The organism is Aminobacter sp. MET-1, assembly GCF_026521175.1.
Lineage (GTDB): Bacteria > Pseudomonadota > Alphaproteobacteria > Rhizobiales > Rhizobiaceae > Aminobacter.
In genome coordinates, this window is the sequence record NZ_JAMSHL010000011.1 from 41,373 (window position 1) to 56,175 (window position 14,803).

The window sequence follows — 14,803 nt, forward strand, 5'->3', positions numbered from 1 at the left end:
ATGGACCGGGTCTTCCTGGAGTATTACGAGGAGGAACTGACCCATATACGCAGCCTTGCGGCCGAATTCGCCGACATGCACCCGGCCGTTGCCCGCAACCTGTCGCTCGATACCGTCCCCTGCCCCGATCCCTATGTCGAGCGGCTGCTCGATGGCGTCGCCTATCTTGCCGCACGCACGCGGCTGAAGGTGGACGCCGAGCGCTCGCGCTTCGCACGCAGCATTCTCGAAGTGCTTTATCCCGACCTGCTGACACCCGCGCCCGCGACCACCATGGCGGTACTGAAGCCGGGTCAACAGGTGCAGACCATGAATACGGGCCACGTGGTCGCCAGGGGCACGCGGATGGTGTCCAGCCTGCAGCCCGGCCTGCCCACGCGCCTCACCTTCACGACGGTCCAGGACGTGACCCTGTGGCCTGTTGAAATCGCTTCGGTCGGCTATTTCCAGGACCGGAGCGCGCTGGCCACGGCCGGCATGACCCCGCCTGCGGGCGTGACGGCCGAAGCGGCGTTCCGGATCACGCTGACCCGCACAGGCAAGGGGAAACTGTCCGACCTCGCGCTTGACCGGCTCGATTTGCACTTCGCCGGCCGCACCAAGGCGCCGGTCCTGTTCGACACCATCTTCGGTGTCTGCTCGGGCATGGCCGCCCGACCGGAGGGCAAAGGCGGGCGGCTTTCACCGCTGCCGCTGCCCGAGATGGCCGGCATCAGCGATGCCGAAGCGCTGCTCCCGCGTACCCGCCCAACCTTCGAAGGCTACAGGCTGCTGCGCGAATACTTCATCATGCCGGAACGCTTCCACTATGCCCGTATCCAGGGGCTCCGACCGGTGGTGAAAAGCTGCGAGACCGGACTTGAGATCATCTTCCTGCTGCGCCGTCCGGTGCTGGAATTGGCGGACCTATCTCCCACCGATTTGGAGCTGTTCGCCACGCCGCTGGTCAACCTGTTCGAGCGCGAATGCAATGTCATCGAGCTCGACAACAGGCGCACCCGGCAGGTGCTCTATGCCGACCGTACCCGTCCGCGCGACTTCGAGATCTTTCGCGTGACAAAGGTCGAGGATGCCGAGGCCGACGGGCCTGACGCCGAGATACCGGCACTCTTCAGCCTCGGCCAGAACCGCGGCAACGGTTGGGTCTATTCGACCGAGCGGCGACCGCGCCGCGCCACCGAGGACGAGCGGCGCGAAGGCATCACCCGCACCTCCTATCCCGGCGACGACGTCTTCATCGCCGTTTCCCGCCCCGCCGACAGCGAAGTTGCGCGCCCGCTTCGCCGCATCGAGGTCACCGCGCTCTGCACCAACCGCGACCTGCCTATTCTCGATGACACGCCGTCGCTGACGCTGGAAAGCGGCGATCCGGTCGAATCTATCAGGCTGCTGGGTGCGCTCAGGACGCCGCAGCCGTCCATTCCGGCCACACTTCCGGCCGGCGCCGACGGCGAGTCCCGTGCCGACGACCTCGCCTGGCGGCTCGTGGCGCAGCTGTCGCTGAACTTCCTCAGCCTCGCCCAGGAAGGCCGGGGCTCGGACCCGCTGCATGCGCTGCTGGACCTCTACGCCGACCGCGGCGACCCCGGCCTGGCGCGGCATGTCCGCTCGATCGTCAGGGTGGAATCGCGCCCGGTCGTCGAACGCCTGTCGATCCCCGGGCCGATGTGCTTCGGCCGGGGCATCGAAGTCCTGCTTCACATTGACCAATCAGTCCTGTCGGGCCAGAGCAGCCTCCTGTTGAGCGCGCTTTTGTCCCGGCTCTTTGCCCGCCACTCGGGCATCAACGGCTTCGTTCGCACGCGCACGCGCCTGCTTCAGAGACAGGAGGAGGTGCCATGGCCGATGACGCCCGGCAACCGCTTCCTGATCTAGAGGCCCCGGTCTCCGAGGCCTACGACTTCTTCGAGCTGCTGCGCCGGCTTGAGAGGCAGGAAAAGTTGTTGTTCGGTCATTCCGGGCGACCGGAGCGGGAACCGGCAAGACTCGGCCAGCACATCCGCCTCGGCTTTGCCACGCAGGACATCGTCACTTTCCAAGCCGCGTCGGAGCGTACTCCGGCGCGTGTGACCATTGCCAATATTGGTCTGCTGGGGCCTGAGGGACCGCTGCCGCTGCACATCACCCGCTGGGTGCTTGACCGGCTGTCGCAGCGATGGTTCGCCGGCGCGGATGCACACGAGACCAGCGACACCACCTTCGTCGATTTCGTCAACATCCTGCAGCACCGGCTGATCGCGCTGTTCTACCGCGCCTGGGCCGACGCTCATCCCGGCGTGCAGGTCGAGCGCTCCGCCGGCGGGCGGGTTGTCTCGATGCTCAGTGCCATGGCCGGCATCGGCCTTCCGGGAACGGCCGGTTCCGACAACCCCGGCATGGACACGGTCAAGCTGCGCCAGGCCGCGGCACTCGCCAGCCAGGTCGACGGGCCCGAGCGCCTGACCCTGTTCGTCGCCGAGGCTTTCAAGGTGCCGGTTCGCCTCAAGGAGTTCGTGGCGGCGTGGCTGGCCGTTCCGGCAGCCCTGCAGTCCCGCCTCGGCCAAGCCTATGCGAGCCTTGGAAACGGCGCGGCGATCGGACCACGAACATTCAGTCGCCAGAGCCGGATAGAGCTGCGCCTCGGCCCACTCGATCTCGAGACCTACCTCACCTTCCTGCCCGGCAGCAAAAAGCTGGCCTTGCTGAAACACACAGTTCGCGACCTGATCGGCGAAAGCCTCGACGTCGATCTCAGGCTCGTGCTGGCCCGACAGGACGTGCCCACAGCGCGCATCGGCTCAGCCAGGCTCGGTCGGACCGCGTGGCTTGCGCCTCCTTCGGAAAGGGGCGATGCTGAGGATATGCGCCTGCGGACCGTTGTCGGCTGGCGTCCCGAACTGGCGGGGGTCGGGACATGAGCTTGCTCCTCACGCTTGAGCAGGGACCACGCGCACAGGCTGTGCGCCAAGCCCGGCTCGACACGGGCGAAATGGTGATCGGTCGCAGCCCCGAGGCGGACTGGCAGATCGACGATCCTGACATGTTCATCTCGCGCGCCCATTGCCGGATCAGCTCGGGCCCGGATGGCTACACCATCACCGATACATCAAGCAGCGGCCTGTTCATCGACGGTGCCGGCAGTCCGCTCGGTTCGGGCAATTCCGCCGAACTGCGCAACGGCATGCGCCTGAGGCTCGGCGACTATGTGGTGGGCGTCGAGCTGCCGCAAAGTCCTGTTGTCGCAGCGGCACCGCAACCGGCCCAGTCGCGCGCTCCGGTCAGTCTCGGCAGCGACGACTTCTTCGCAACGAAGTCGGAGGAAGAACCGCAGCGCCCGCGCCCTGCCGACCTGCCCAGCCCCTTCGAGCAACCCGCATCGGGAGCGTTCCGCGCCTATGAACGCAGCGACGAAGCGGCACGGCAGAGTTCGCCAGCCTTCGACGATCCCTTCAGCCTCGACCCGGTCGCGACGCCCACGCCGTCCAGCGCCGACGAGCCCGAGACAATGGCAACGGCGGCGTTCAACGACCCGTTCGGCCTCGAGCCATCCGCGCCCGTCAGGCAGGCGCCCGTAGCGCCGCCTCGACAGGATTTTTCCTTCGACAACGAACCCGCTGCGGCACCACCACCTCCACCTCCACCAGCCATCAATCCGGAGCCGGCCGGCGAGAGACGCCCGCGTCCGTGGGAACGTCCTGTCCGCCACGCCGAAACCCCGTCTCCTCCATCACCACCCCGGCAAGCTGAGCCCAAGCATGCTCCGGCTCCTCGCCAGCCGGCACCGTCGAACGACGCCCTACGCGCCGCATTCCTGCGCGGCATGGGCCTCGACGAGGTATTGGCACCAGGCCGCGACCCCGTTGCCGAGATGGAGAAGTTCGGCCGCGAGTACCGGCTGATGATGGATGGTCTGATGCAGCTCCTGCGCAAACGGGCCGAGGAAAAGGGCAACGCCCGCATCGAGCAGACGGTCGTCGGCTCATCCGAGGTCAATCCGCTCAAATTCCTGCCCACCGTCGATGACGTGCTGGCGACCATCATGGCCGAGCGCAGCCCGGGTTTCCTGGCCGGCGAGCCGGCGATCAAGGACGCTGTGCGCGACCTTGCCCATCACCATATCCGCGCCTGGCGCGGCCTTCAGGGCGCGCTGCGCCGTATGATCGACCGCTTCGATCCCGTGACGCTCGAAGCCGAGCTCAAATCGAGTTCCTCGTTCGAGACGCTGCTCGCCGGCGGCCGCAGCGCCAAGCTCTGGGACATCTACAAGAAACGCCACCGTGAGATCGCCCAAAGCGCCGAGACGCGCTTCATGGGCGAGATCGGCGCCGATTTCCGCAACGCCTATGAAGAGGAGTGACGCATGATCGACCGGCGCGACTTCATCCTTGCCCTCGGCGCGACAGGGTTGCTTGCCGCCTGCCAGAGCGGACCGCCGAAACCCTCCACGGTCACGGTCAACATGAGCGGGCAGGCCGGCATGAACCCCGGCCCCGACGGCTCCGACCGTCCCGTCACCGTGCTGGTCATGCGCCTCAAGGACACCGGCAAGTTCAACTCGGCCGACTACTTCGCCCTGCAGGGCGGCGCCGCCGCTGCCCTTGGCGGCGATCTGATCGGCATGGATCAGATCGCGGTCGCTCCCGGCAAGGGCGCTTCCAAGACAATCACGGTGGAACCGGAGGCGACCGCACTCGGCTTCGTCGCGCTCATCCGCGAGCCCGGTGGCCGCAACTGGCGGACGACGAAGTCGGTCTCGCCCGGGTCGACGATGACCGTCTCGGTGAAACTGGGCAGTGGAGGCATCTCGGCCTGACCGGGCCGCGTGGAAACCTGTTCGACGCAGTGGGTGGCGCATGACCGATGCAAACAGAGTGCTCTGGTCCGAAGGGCTGTTCCTGAGGACGCAGCATTTCCAGCAACAGGACCGCTTCCTCGAAGCGTCGGTCCGCGGTGCGCTGCAGGCCGGCCAGCTCCAGACCTTCGGCTTCCGGTCGCTGGTGCTCGATCCTGCCCTGCTCGAAGCCGGACAGGTGGCGATCACTTCGGCGCGGGGCATCTTTCCCGACGGCACGCCATTCTCCATCCCCGACACGATGGACCCGCCGAAGCCGATCGCCATCACTGCCGAAATGGGCGCAGGCGCGATCCTTGTCGCGCTGCCGCTCGAACCGTCAGGCGGCGTCGGCTTCGATCCGGCACATGTCGAGGCAAGCGGCGCCCGCTATCGTGGCCGCATCGTCACCGTCCGCGACGCCGTCCAGGGCGGTGCCGATCCTGAGGAAATAGAGATCGCCCGCCCGCAGGCGATCCTGCTCGCTCCCGGCAAGGCCGTCGGCGGCTACACGGCGTTGCCCATCACCGAGATCAGGGGGCTCCGTGCAGATGGCGGCGTGGCCGTCGACGAGACATTCCTGCCGCCCACTCTCGCGACGGGCGCAGTCGCCTGGTACGCGCAGTTGCTTTTGGAGGTGATCACCGGCCTCGACCAGATCGCTGAGGCGCATGCAAAAATGGTGCTCGGCGGACCCGGACGCAGCGTCGAGGACCTGATGATGCTGCATCTCGCCAATGCCGCGCGCCCTCGCCTCGCCCACATGCTGGCGCAGGACATCTTCCATCCAGCCGATCTCTACATGGAACTGGCGGGCCTTGCTGGCTCGATGGCGACCTTCGGCTCGAGCTCGCGGCGGCTGGCCGAGCTGCCGGCCTACGATCACATGGCGCCTGGACCGTCTTACCTGGCTCTGGCGGATACGCTGCGGTCGCTCATCCTCAGCCTGCGTTATGTCGAGCCGAAGTCGCGCGCTCTGCCGGTGATGCGACACGCCACCAATGTCTGGAAAGTGCGCATCGACAATCCCAAGGTGCTCGTCTCCAGCCGCATCGTCATCCGCGTCGGCTCCGAGCTTTCGGAAGACGCCCTGCGCAAGATCTTCGTCAACCAGGCGACCGTCGGCGCCGCCAGCGAGTTCGAGGGCCTTTGGAAGTCGCGCCTGCCCGGCATCCCGCTGAAGCCGTTACACTCTCAACCGCGCGAAATTCCCTATGACGGAGACCGGTTGTGCCTCGAGCTCGACCAGAAGAGCGAACACTGGGCCTCGCTGCTCGACGCACCGGGCTTCGTCATCGGCGTTTCGGGCGTGCTGCCGAGCGAGCCACAGGTCGACTGCTACTCGGTGAACAGGTGACGCGATGAGCCAGGACGATCCTTTCGGCCTGTCGGAGGATCGTGAGCGGACCCGCATCCGTATGGTCGGCTCGCCGATGCAGCGCATGGCTCTCACACCAGGTCCGGCGGTGCCGCTGCAACGGGCCCGGGCGCATCCCAACAAGCTGGTCGACGCGTTCTCGGCCCTGCTCGAATTTGCGCCGGAACTCGAAAACGCGTTGCCGCCCGACAATCCCGAGACGTTGCGCACCCGCCTGCTCGAAGAGCTGGTCAGAGCCCGTGATGCGGCCGTTGCATCCGGATCGTCGCTCGACAGGGCCGACCAGGCCGCCTGGTCGGTTGCAGCCCTGCTCGATGATCTTGCGCTGAACACGCCATGGGGCGGTGCAAGCGCCTGGCCGCGCCAGCCGCTTGTGGTGATGCTGCGCGGCGACGTCGATGCGGGCTCTCAGTTCTTCTCACGATTGGAGGAGCTCGAGCGGCATCCCAACCGCGACCGGGAATTGCTTGAGCTCCAGTATCTTTGCATGGCGCTCGGCTTCCGCGGCAAGTTCCGCATTCCCGGACGTGCCGGCGATCGCTCGATCAACGCTGTCCGGGTGGCCGCAGCCCGCTTCCTGCGCGACGCCGATGCAACGGATGCGCCCCTGTCGCCCAACTGGAGAGGCGTTGTCGCCTCCGACGAGCCGCAGCGTTTCGTCATCCCGATCTGGGTGATGGGCGTCATCGCAGCGGTGGCAGCGACCGGCATCTACATTGCCTTGTCGATGGCGTTGAGCAACCAGGCGACGCAACTGCCGGCGCTGGTACGGGCGCTGCCGCCGGCCGATCGCGCCGAAGTCCTGCGCACCGCTCCGCAATCCGAAGCACCGGCGCCGGTGCAAAAAGTCGATTTCGCCCTGCTGCCGGAATTCGCCGCCGCCGCCCCGGAGAGCCTGAGACCGGCACTGAAGGGCGCCGAAAGCGTTTCGCTCGCCCGCCTCGTGATCCAGGCGACGAACCCCGAACTGTTCCAGTCGTCGCGGGCGGAACTGACCGACGGTTTCGAGCCTCTTATCGTCTCCATCGCCAAGGTGATTCACGAGAACGAGGAGTTGATCGGCAATGTCACCGTCGTCGGCCACACCGACGGCATCCCCCTTCAGCGCACCAATCCGCTGTCGACCAACCAGCGCCTGTCGGAAGCACGCGCAGCAACCATCGCCGACCTTTTGGTCCAGAACGGCGTGCCTGCCGACCGCGTGCGCTCTGAGGGGCGGGCCGCAACCGACCCGGTCGCCGATGACGACACGCGCGAGGGCCGCGCGCTCAACCGGCGCGTCGAAGTGCTGGTCGAAAAGAGGCTGTGACAGATGTTCATCCTGCGCTTCCTCTGGTCGGTGCTGACGTCGCGGTGGCTCTGGACGCTGATCGGGCTGGCGCTCCTGTCGCTCATCATCTGGATCTTCGGGCCAATCGTCGCTGTCGGCCGCAGCTTCCCCTTCGCCTCCGAGACAGTCCGCATCGGCATCATAGCCGGGCTCGTCATCCTCTGGCTGATCTGGCTCATCATAGCCCAGCGACGTGCCATCCGTGCCAACAGGATGTTCGTGGCCGAGATCGCCGCCCCGCCGGTGGAAAAGCAGCTCACCCCCGGCGAGGAAAGCGTGGCAGCCGTCAGCGCCAAGTTCCAGCAGTTGATGGACGAGCTGAAGCGGCGCAAGCTCGGCGGCCGCAAGTTCCTGCGCGACATGCCCTGGTACGTCATCGTCGGGCCTCCGGCCACCGGCAAGACAACGGCACTGCGCCAGTCGGGTCTCAATTTTCCGATCGACCTCACCGACGATCTGCACGGCGTCGGTGGCACGCGCAACTGCGACTGGTTCTTCGCCGAGAATGCGGTGCTGATCGATACCGCCGGCCGCTACGTCCAGCAGGAGAGCCAGCCCGACGTGGACGCCGTCGAGTGGCTCGGGTTCCTCGACCTGCTGAAGAAGCACCGCGGCCGCCGCGCCCTGAACGGTGTCATCGTCACCCTGTCCATCGACGCTTTGTCCGAAGGCGACGAGGCGATCAAGGCGCATGGGCGCAAGATCAGGCGACGGCTGGCCGAGCTGAACGAGCGCCTCGAAATCCGTCTTCCCGTCTATCTGATGCTTACCAAAGCCGACCTGATCAAGGGCTTCGAAGCCTATTTCGGCGGGCTGTCGACGACGGCACGCGAACAGGTCTGGGGCGCCACCTTCGCACCCGACGCGCGCGTCGACAGCAAGATGGTGGCGGCGGAAATCTCGACGCTGGCACGCAGCCTCGAGCAACGGATGGTTCCCCTGCTCGAGGGCGAGGACAGCCTCGCCCGGCGCGCCGAGATATTCCGGTTCCCGGCGCAGGTGAACAGCCTGGCCGAGCCCATCCGGCTGCTTGCCGAGACGATATTCGGCGAAAGCCGCTATGAGGACAGCGCCTGGCTGCGCGGCGTCTACCTCACCTCTGCCACCCAGGAGGGCGCTCCCATCGACCGGCTGACGGCAGCACTGTCGTCGTCCTTTGGTCTCCCGCCGCAGCGGGCGATAGTGCAGCAACGGGTCGAACGGCGCAGCTTCTTCCTCAAGAACCTGCTCACCGAAGTGATCTTCAAAGAAGCCGGTCTCGGCGTCTTCGACCCCTTTGCGCAGCAACGTCGGACCTGGATCTGGCGCGGTGCGGCGGCCGCTTCGGCAGCGGCCGTGCTGATTGCCGCCACGATCTTCGGCCTTTCCTATTACGACAGCCGCAACGCCATCACCGCCCAGGCCAGCCAGTTCGAGACGCTGCAGGCGCCGCTTGCCCCCTTCGCCGCCAGCCCCGCACCGGTCGACGCTCCCGATATCGACGCAGCCCTCGCGGCCATGACCGAGGTCGTCAACGCCCGGACGGTTCCTCCATCAGGTATGCGCGACCTGATTGGACCAAGTGCTTCGCCTGACCTGCTGCGCGCCCAGACCGACGCCTACGACCATGCCCTGCGCAACATCCTTGAACCGCGGATGGTGGCGTTGCTGGAGACCACCATGTGGCGGCAGGTACGTGATCCCGAATTCATGCTCGGCGCGCTCAAGACGTACCGCATGATGACCGGCCTGTCGCAGATGGACACCGACTTCGCCCAGGACTGGTGGGTCAACAAGCTGCCGGAGTTCGCGCCCATCGCCCCCTTCCCGACGCCCGATGCCGAGGAACACCAGCTGGCCGCAATCAGCCGGATGGCGGTCGACGACAGCTACGTCCAGCCCGACCAGGCACTGGTCGCAGAGGCGCTGAAGAGCGTCTGCACCATCTCGCTGCCGGCCCGCGCCTACAAGCAATTGCTGGCCGATCCTGCCGTCGCCGACCTCAAGGAATGGATCCCCGCCAACTTCGCCGGGCCTAACGGCCCGAAGGTCTTTGCCCGCCGCTCCGACAAGACCCTGCGCGTTGGCCTGCCGGGCGCCTTCACCTACGCCGGTTTCCACGACGCGGTGCTCGACCGGGTCGAGGACGTCGCCGGCCAGGCGGCGCTCGACCGGGCCGTCTTCGCCGGCGGTTGCGAGGAAAACGCCGAGACCTCGGTGTCGGCGCTGTCACAGGATATCCTCAAGCTCTACTATGAGGATTTCATCGCCCAATGGGACAGCCTTCTCCGCGACATCAGGCTCGCCCAGCTCACCGACCTTAATGTCGCAAGCCAGAACCTGAAGGACCTGTCGAGCGCGGATTCGGCACTGAAGCGGCTTGTCACTGCCGTAGTCCACGAGACAGACCTGACGCGCTCCGACGAAGCACCCGCTGACGACAAGGCCGGCTCCAAGGGCGCGTCCAAAATCCTCGGCAAGCTTGGCAAGATCGGCAAGCTCGCAAAGACCGGTGCAAAGCTGTTGCCTCGGGCCGGCTCCGCCGACGAGGTCGACATGACCGGCTCTCTGGTCGCCGACCACTTCAAGCCCCTGAAGGGTGCGGTTGCCGAGGTCGATGGCCAACCACCTGCGCTCGACGCCGCGGTCGTGGCTCTCACCGCTTTGTCGAACGTGCTGCAGACGGTGACCGCCAATCCCGATCCGCAAGATGCGATCAAGAAACAGGGCGGCCTGGCCGAACTCACCGGTGCGGTGGCGCGTCAGGCCCAGATCTTGCCCGACCCGATCGACGACTGGCTCGGCGGCATTGCCGGCGACACCAGCGGCCTCACCGAAAAGGCGGTCACCTCGGAACTCAACGCCATCTGGCGCGCCGACATCCTGCCTTTCTGCCAGGCTGCCCTGACCGACCGCTATCCGTTCAGCCCGGCCAGCGCCGTCGATGTCAACGTGCGCGACTTTGCCCGGCTCTTCGGCCCCGGCGGCCTGATCGACGCCTTCACCAACGACCACCTGATCGCTTATGTCGACACCGCCACCCAACCGTGGAAATGGCGCGCCGACATGGGTCTCGACTCCTCCGCACTTGCCGCCTTCGAGCAGGCCCGGCGCATTCGCGACGACCTCTTTCCCGGTGGCAGTGGCCCGGTCATGAACTTCACCCTAGAGCCGAAGGACCTCTCGCCTTCGGTGTCGCGCATGACGCTGAATCTCGATGGCCAGACGCTCGCCTATTTCAACAACGCCACGCGCCCGCAGCCCATGACATGGCCGGGCAAGGACGGCACCGGCGCTATCTCGCTCGCCTTCCAGCCGATCGATGGTTCGCCCGAGGTGATCGTCAACGAGACCGGAAGCTGGGCCTGGCTGCGCCTGCTGATGAACGGCCGCTTCGCCGCGACCCCACTCCCCGACGTCTACAAATTGCGGCTCGGGGCCAACAATTTCTATGCCGATTTCGAGCTCAAGGCATCGAGCGTCGAGAACCCCTACAATCTGCAGATGTTCAAGAGGTTCACATGCCCCCAGAACATCTGAACACACATCTGAGCACGGGCTTCTACGGCAAGATCGCCGCCACCGGTGACTTCGTCGGCCGCGGGCTGCCAGGGAGTTTTGTCCGGGCGTGGGACCGGTGGGTGGCGGCTCACCTCGCCCCGCTGCAATCGTCAGGCGCCTGGCCCGATCACCTGGCCCTGCGCTTCATCCTCGGCCCAGATGCCAACGGGCCCATGGCCGGCATCATCCTGCCCAGCCACGATCGCGCCGGCCGGCGTTTTCCGCTGACCGTGGCTTCTCCGGTGTCGTTCCCCACCAGCAGCCTTGCATTGACCGCCGCAGAATGGTTCGCCGACGCCGAGGATGTTGCCGACGCGGCGCGCCAGGGCGAGCTTTCAGCCGACGAGTTTGCCGGAGCATTGGCCGAGCTGCCCTTTCCCGAAATCCATGCAGAAGGCGCCCCCGTCTTCGGCATCGCACTCTGGACAAACGGGACCCTCCCGGTCGAGGTCGCTCCGGACCACCCAGTCAGGGCACTCGAACCACTGTTGGTCAACCGGGGTGCCGCCTGATGCAGATCTGGAACCAGACGGGCTATCTGCATCAGTTCACCGCTGCAACCGACGTCGCGGGGCACGACTGGCTGGTCGTCGTGGTGAAGGCAACCTTCGACTTTCCCGACAAACCCGGCGGCGAGGTTCGTAAGTCTGCGCAGCAAACTCCTCTGGTCTTTGCCGACACCCAGACAGGCGAGCCGGGATATTCGGCAGCCCTGTGGGAAACCGATTTCGCCTTCCGCAAGCCACGCTGCGACATCATCGCCAATGGCTTCGCCCATGCCCCAGGCGGCAGGCCAACCGAGCGTGTGCCGGTTGGAATCAAGGTCGGTAACTGGTCGAAGCTGTTCGAGGTGTTGGGCCACCGCGAATGGCGCGCCATCGGCCCGGTCTTCACCGCAACGTCACCGCAGCCGTTCCTGAAGATGCCGATCAGCTACGACAATGCCTGGGGCGGCGTCGACAAGCTCGACCCTGCCGACAAGATGCCGGGTGTCTACGTCGCTAATCCAGTCGGCACCGGCTGGTCGCGCACCAAAAACCAACGCCTTATCCCCGGCCTGCGCCTGCCCAACACGCAGAAGGTCGGTGAGGAAATCCGCTCGCCCTTCGGCGACTACACGCCGATGAGCTTCGGTCCGATGGGACGCGGCTGGCCCGGACGCATCGAATATGGCGGCACCTATGACGACAACTGGACCAAGAATGTCTTCCCGTTCCTGCCGCCGGATTTCGACGAGCGTTACTTCCAGATGGCTCCGTCCGATCAGCAGATCGACCATCCGCGTGGTGGGGAAGAGGTGCAATTGGTAAACTTGACACCGGAGGGACGTGTCAGCTTCCGCTTGCCCGACACGTCGTTGCCGATGACCCTGTTCAGGGACAACGCCAAAGTAGTCGACACGCGCGTTCTGCCTGACACCATCCTGTTCGACCCGGAGCGCCGACGATTCTCGCTCGTCTGGCGCCTGTCGCACAGGCTCCAACGTACGATCCTGGATTTCTCCGAGTGCTGGGTCGGCGAGCCGACCCCCGGCATGCTGCTCGCCCGGGCAACCGGCAAGCGTTACGTCAGGAAGTTCGGCATGCCATTGCGCGACGACGGTTCGGAGGCGGCATGAGCGCCATCCTCGACATCATCTCGATTGGCATGGTGACAGCGGTCGGGCTCGACGCCCCATCCGCTTGCGCCGCCATGCGGGCGCGGCTGGACGGCTTCCAGGAGACTCGTTTCCTTGGCTCGCCCGAAGGCTGGTTGACTGGCGCGCCAGTACCCCTGCCGCGCAACTGGATCGGCGAAAAACGTCTCGCCCACCTGGCGGCAGGGGCCATCGTCGAAGCCTATGAAGGCACGCCCGAGGCGCGTGGCCAGACAGCGCTGCTGCTCTGTCTCCCGGAGGAGGGCCGGCCCGGCCGCTCGGTGCGCGACAGTTCGGCCTTGATGAGACGCATCGGCGAGATCATCCAGATCGCGCCACACAGCCAATCCCGTATCATAGCGCACGGACGCCCGTCGGGACATGTCGCCTTCGACCATGCCCGCAGGCTGCTGACCTCGGGGGATGTACCTTACGTGATGGTGGCCGGCGTCGACTGCTACCTGACTGCGCCGACGATCTCCCACTATCTCGGTGAGCGACGCCTGCTGACCGCGGACAATGCTAATGGTTTCATCCCAGGCGAGGCCGCCGCCGCGGTTTTGTGCCGGCGGTCGGGCAGCGGAGGCTTCCAACTGTTCGGGCTCGGCCTCGCGCGCGAACAGGCCTCGATCTACAACGCGAAGGACCTGCCGCTGCGAGCGGACGGAATGACGGCCGCCTACGACATCGCCTTTCGCGAGACCGGTATCGACATGAACCGTCTCGGCTACCGCATCTCGGATCTTGTCGGTGAACAATACTGGTTCAAGCAGACGGCGCTGGCCTCGATCCGACTGTTGCGGGGGCGACACGAGTTCCAGGACCTGTGGTCGCCGGCGGAAGCGCTGGGCAACATCGGCGCGGCCGCCGTTCCTGTCATGGTGGGTATGGCATGGATGGCGGCGGCCAAGGGCTATGCTGCCGGTAATCCGGTGCTCATCGAGGCCTCCTCGGATGACGGCGCGTGCGGTGCCGCCGTCTTCGCCTCGAGGAGGGCGGCATGACGGTCTACGCCAACGGCCTCGAGGTGGCCTGCAAGGTGCAGGCCAACAAGATCATCGCAGCCTTCCCCTATGTCTGCTTCACGCCGCCTCAGACACCGGCGACACCGCCCGGTGTGCCCGTGCCCTACCCCACCTTCAGCATGGATGACGACACCGACAGCGGCACAAGCACGGTTAAGATCGGCGGCAAGACCGTCACCCAGAAGAACAAATCTTACTACACGAAGTGCTCTGGTAACGAAGCCGGCTGCGCACCGAAGAAGAACATCATCACTTCGGTGAACCGCGGCAAGGAATACGCCCACGCCTGGTCCGGTGACGTCAAGATGGATGGCGAACCGATCAGCCGCTTCTCAGATCTCGGCTCCAACGATCACGCCTCGCCGACAGCCGGCGGGATGCCCATACTGAGGGTTGCGACGGCAACAGCGGATAACTTCAAATGCAGCATGCTCGGGATAAAGCCGTACGATCAACTGGAGTGCGACCCGGGTTACGAGAAGGAGCACACCACCGAGGTCCGGTTTTTCACGGTCCAGGGTGTGCGCGACCTGACGCTCGATTGCTGCAAGGACTATGACGAGCAGAAGGCGCCATGCATCTGCATGAAGGCCAAGTGGATGCCGGGCGAGGCCGCGAAGGCGAGGAAGGCCGGCTACAAGGGCAAGAAGGTCCTCGGCAAGAAAGGCAAGACTGGGCACAATCTCAAGACCCAGGACGCGGCCAAGTGGATCAAGGACAACGAGAGCGGCAAGCTCGGGGATTTCAACGACGTCTGCGTCAACGCCACCGTCAAGCACATGAAGGACCCAGAGATTCCGAAGGAGATTCGCGCGCAGGTCGCGAAATGCCTCAAGGACAAGAACGCCGACTACCAGAAGAAGAACATCAAGTCCGACGACGTGAAGGAAAAGACGCGGTGCCACGGATCGTGCCCGAAGGCGCAGGACCAGGCGAAGAAGGCCGCGAAGGCGCGCAAGAAGCTGAAGGACGCCGCCGTGAAAGCTGGCAAGGATCCGAAGAATGTGACTGTCACGGCAGACGATGTTGGAGAGTCCAGCAAGGAATGCCCCAAGTGAGGTGGTTGCGAGATGGCCGGAAAGCT

General features: G+C 65.6%; 11 protein-coding genes. All 11 read left to right on the top strand.

Annotated features, from left to right (window positions below; all coding sequences use genetic code 11):
• The 11 genes from tssF to NDO48_RS16505 are packed head-to-tail and all read left to right on the top strand — an operon-like array spanning window position 1 to window position 14,777.
• Window positions 1-1,875: a type VI secretion system baseplate subunit TssF gene (gene tssF, locus NDO48_RS16455; protein WP_018427290.1), complete on the top strand. Its 1,875-nt coding sequence runs from the start codon at window positions 1-3 to the stop codon at window positions 1,873-1,875.
• Entirely contained in the window at window positions 1,839-2,897 is a 1,059-nt protein-coding gene (tssG, locus tag NDO48_RS16460) for a type VI secretion system baseplate subunit TssG (RefSeq protein ID WP_018427289.1), read from the top strand. The genes tssF and tssG overlap by 37 nt, the downstream gene beginning before the upstream one ends.
• Window positions 2,894-4,336, top strand: coding sequence for a type VI secretion system-associated FHA domain protein TagH (tagH, locus tag NDO48_RS16465; protein WP_018427288.1), 1,443 nt, complete (start codon window positions 2,894-2,896; stop codon window positions 4,334-4,336). The genes tssG and tagH overlap by 4 nt, the downstream gene beginning before the upstream one ends.
• A 3-nt stretch (window positions 4,337-4,339) precedes the next feature.
• Window positions 4,340-4,792, top strand: coding sequence for a type VI secretion system lipoprotein TssJ (tssJ, locus tag NDO48_RS16470; RefSeq protein WP_018427287.1), 453 nt, complete (start codon window positions 4,340-4,342; stop codon window positions 4,790-4,792).
• A 40-nt stretch (window positions 4,793-4,832) separates the two neighbouring features.
• On the top strand, window positions 4,833-6,167 hold the full coding sequence (gene tssK / locus NDO48_RS16475; protein ID WP_018427286.1) for a type VI secretion system baseplate subunit TssK: 1,335 nt from the start codon (window positions 4,833-4,835) through the stop codon (window positions 6,165-6,167).
• A gap of 4 nt (window positions 6,168-6,171) precedes the next feature.
• Window positions 6,172-7,497, top strand: coding sequence for a type IVB secretion system protein IcmH/DotU (gene icmH, locus NDO48_RS16480; RefSeq protein WP_018427285.1), 1,326 nt, complete (start codon window positions 6,172-6,174; stop codon window positions 7,495-7,497).
• Between the two features lie 3 nt (window positions 7,498-7,500).
• On the top strand, window positions 7,501-11,037 hold the full coding sequence (gene tssM, locus NDO48_RS16485) for a type VI secretion system membrane subunit TssM (protein ID WP_018427284.1): 3,537 nt from the start codon (window positions 7,501-7,503) through the stop codon (window positions 11,035-11,037).
• Window positions 11,019-11,570, top strand: coding sequence for a type VI secretion system-associated protein TagF (tagF, locus tag NDO48_RS16490; RefSeq protein ID WP_018427283.1), 552 nt, complete (start codon window positions 11,019-11,021; stop codon window positions 11,568-11,570). Before tssM ends, tagF begins: the two co-directional genes overlap by 19 nt.
• The gene (locus tag NDO48_RS16495; protein ID WP_018427282.1) at window positions 11,570-12,676 is read left to right on the top strand and encodes a DUF2169 family type VI secretion system accessory protein; all 1,107 of its coding nucleotides are present in this window, start codon (window positions 11,570-11,572) and stop codon (window positions 12,674-12,676) included. The genes tagF and NDO48_RS16495 overlap by 1 nt, the downstream gene beginning before the upstream one ends.
• Complete coding sequence (locus NDO48_RS16500; RefSeq protein ID WP_018427281.1) at window positions 12,673-13,698, top strand: beta-ketoacyl synthase N-terminal-like domain-containing protein; 1,026 nt, start codon at window positions 12,673-12,675, stop codon at window positions 13,696-13,698. The genes NDO48_RS16495 and NDO48_RS16500 overlap by 4 nt, the downstream gene beginning before the upstream one ends.
• A complete protein-coding gene (locus NDO48_RS16505) occupies window positions 13,695-14,777 on the top strand; it encodes a PAAR-like domain-containing protein (RefSeq protein ID WP_018427280.1) in 1,083 nt (360 codons plus the stop codon). The genes NDO48_RS16500 and NDO48_RS16505 overlap by 4 nt, the downstream gene beginning before the upstream one ends.
• The last annotated feature ends 26 nt before the right edge of the window (window positions 14,778-14,803 follow it).

Bases quoted from the DNA above. Each gene is read 5' to 3' on its own strand.
- tssF (WP_018427290.1), top strand. From the start codon at position 1: ATGGACCGGGTCTTCCTGGAGTATTACGAGGAGGAACTGACCCATATA.
- tssG (WP_018427289.1), top strand. From the start codon at position 1,839: ATGGCCGATGACGCCCGGCAACCGCTTCCTGATCTAGAGGCCCCGGTC.
- tagH (WP_018427288.1), top strand. From the start codon at position 2,894: ATGAGCTTGCTCCTCACGCTTGAGCAGGGACCACGCGCACAGGCTGTG.
- tssJ (WP_018427287.1), top strand. From the start codon at position 4,340: ATGATCGACCGGCGCGACTTCATCCTTGCCCTCGGCGCGACAGGGTTG.
- tssK (WP_018427286.1), top strand. From the start codon at position 4,833: ATGACCGATGCAAACAGAGTGCTCTGGTCCGAAGGGCTGTTCCTGAGG.
- icmH (WP_018427285.1), top strand. From the start codon at position 6,172: ATGAGCCAGGACGATCCTTTCGGCCTGTCGGAGGATCGTGAGCGGACC.
- tssM (WP_018427284.1), top strand. From the start codon at position 7,501: ATGTTCATCCTGCGCTTCCTCTGGTCGGTGCTGACGTCGCGGTGGCTC.
- tagF (WP_018427283.1), top strand. From the start codon at position 11,019: ATGCCCCCAGAACATCTGAACACACATCTGAGCACGGGCTTCTACGGC.
- NDO48_RS16495 (WP_018427282.1), top strand. From the start codon at position 11,570: ATGCAGATCTGGAACCAGACGGGCTATCTGCATCAGTTCACCGCTGCA.
- NDO48_RS16500 (WP_018427281.1), top strand. From the start codon at position 12,673: ATGAGCGCCATCCTCGACATCATCTCGATTGGCATGGTGACAGCGGTC.
- NDO48_RS16505 (WP_018427280.1), top strand. From the start codon at position 13,695: ATGACGGTCTACGCCAACGGCCTCGAGGTGGCCTGCAAGGTGCAGGCC.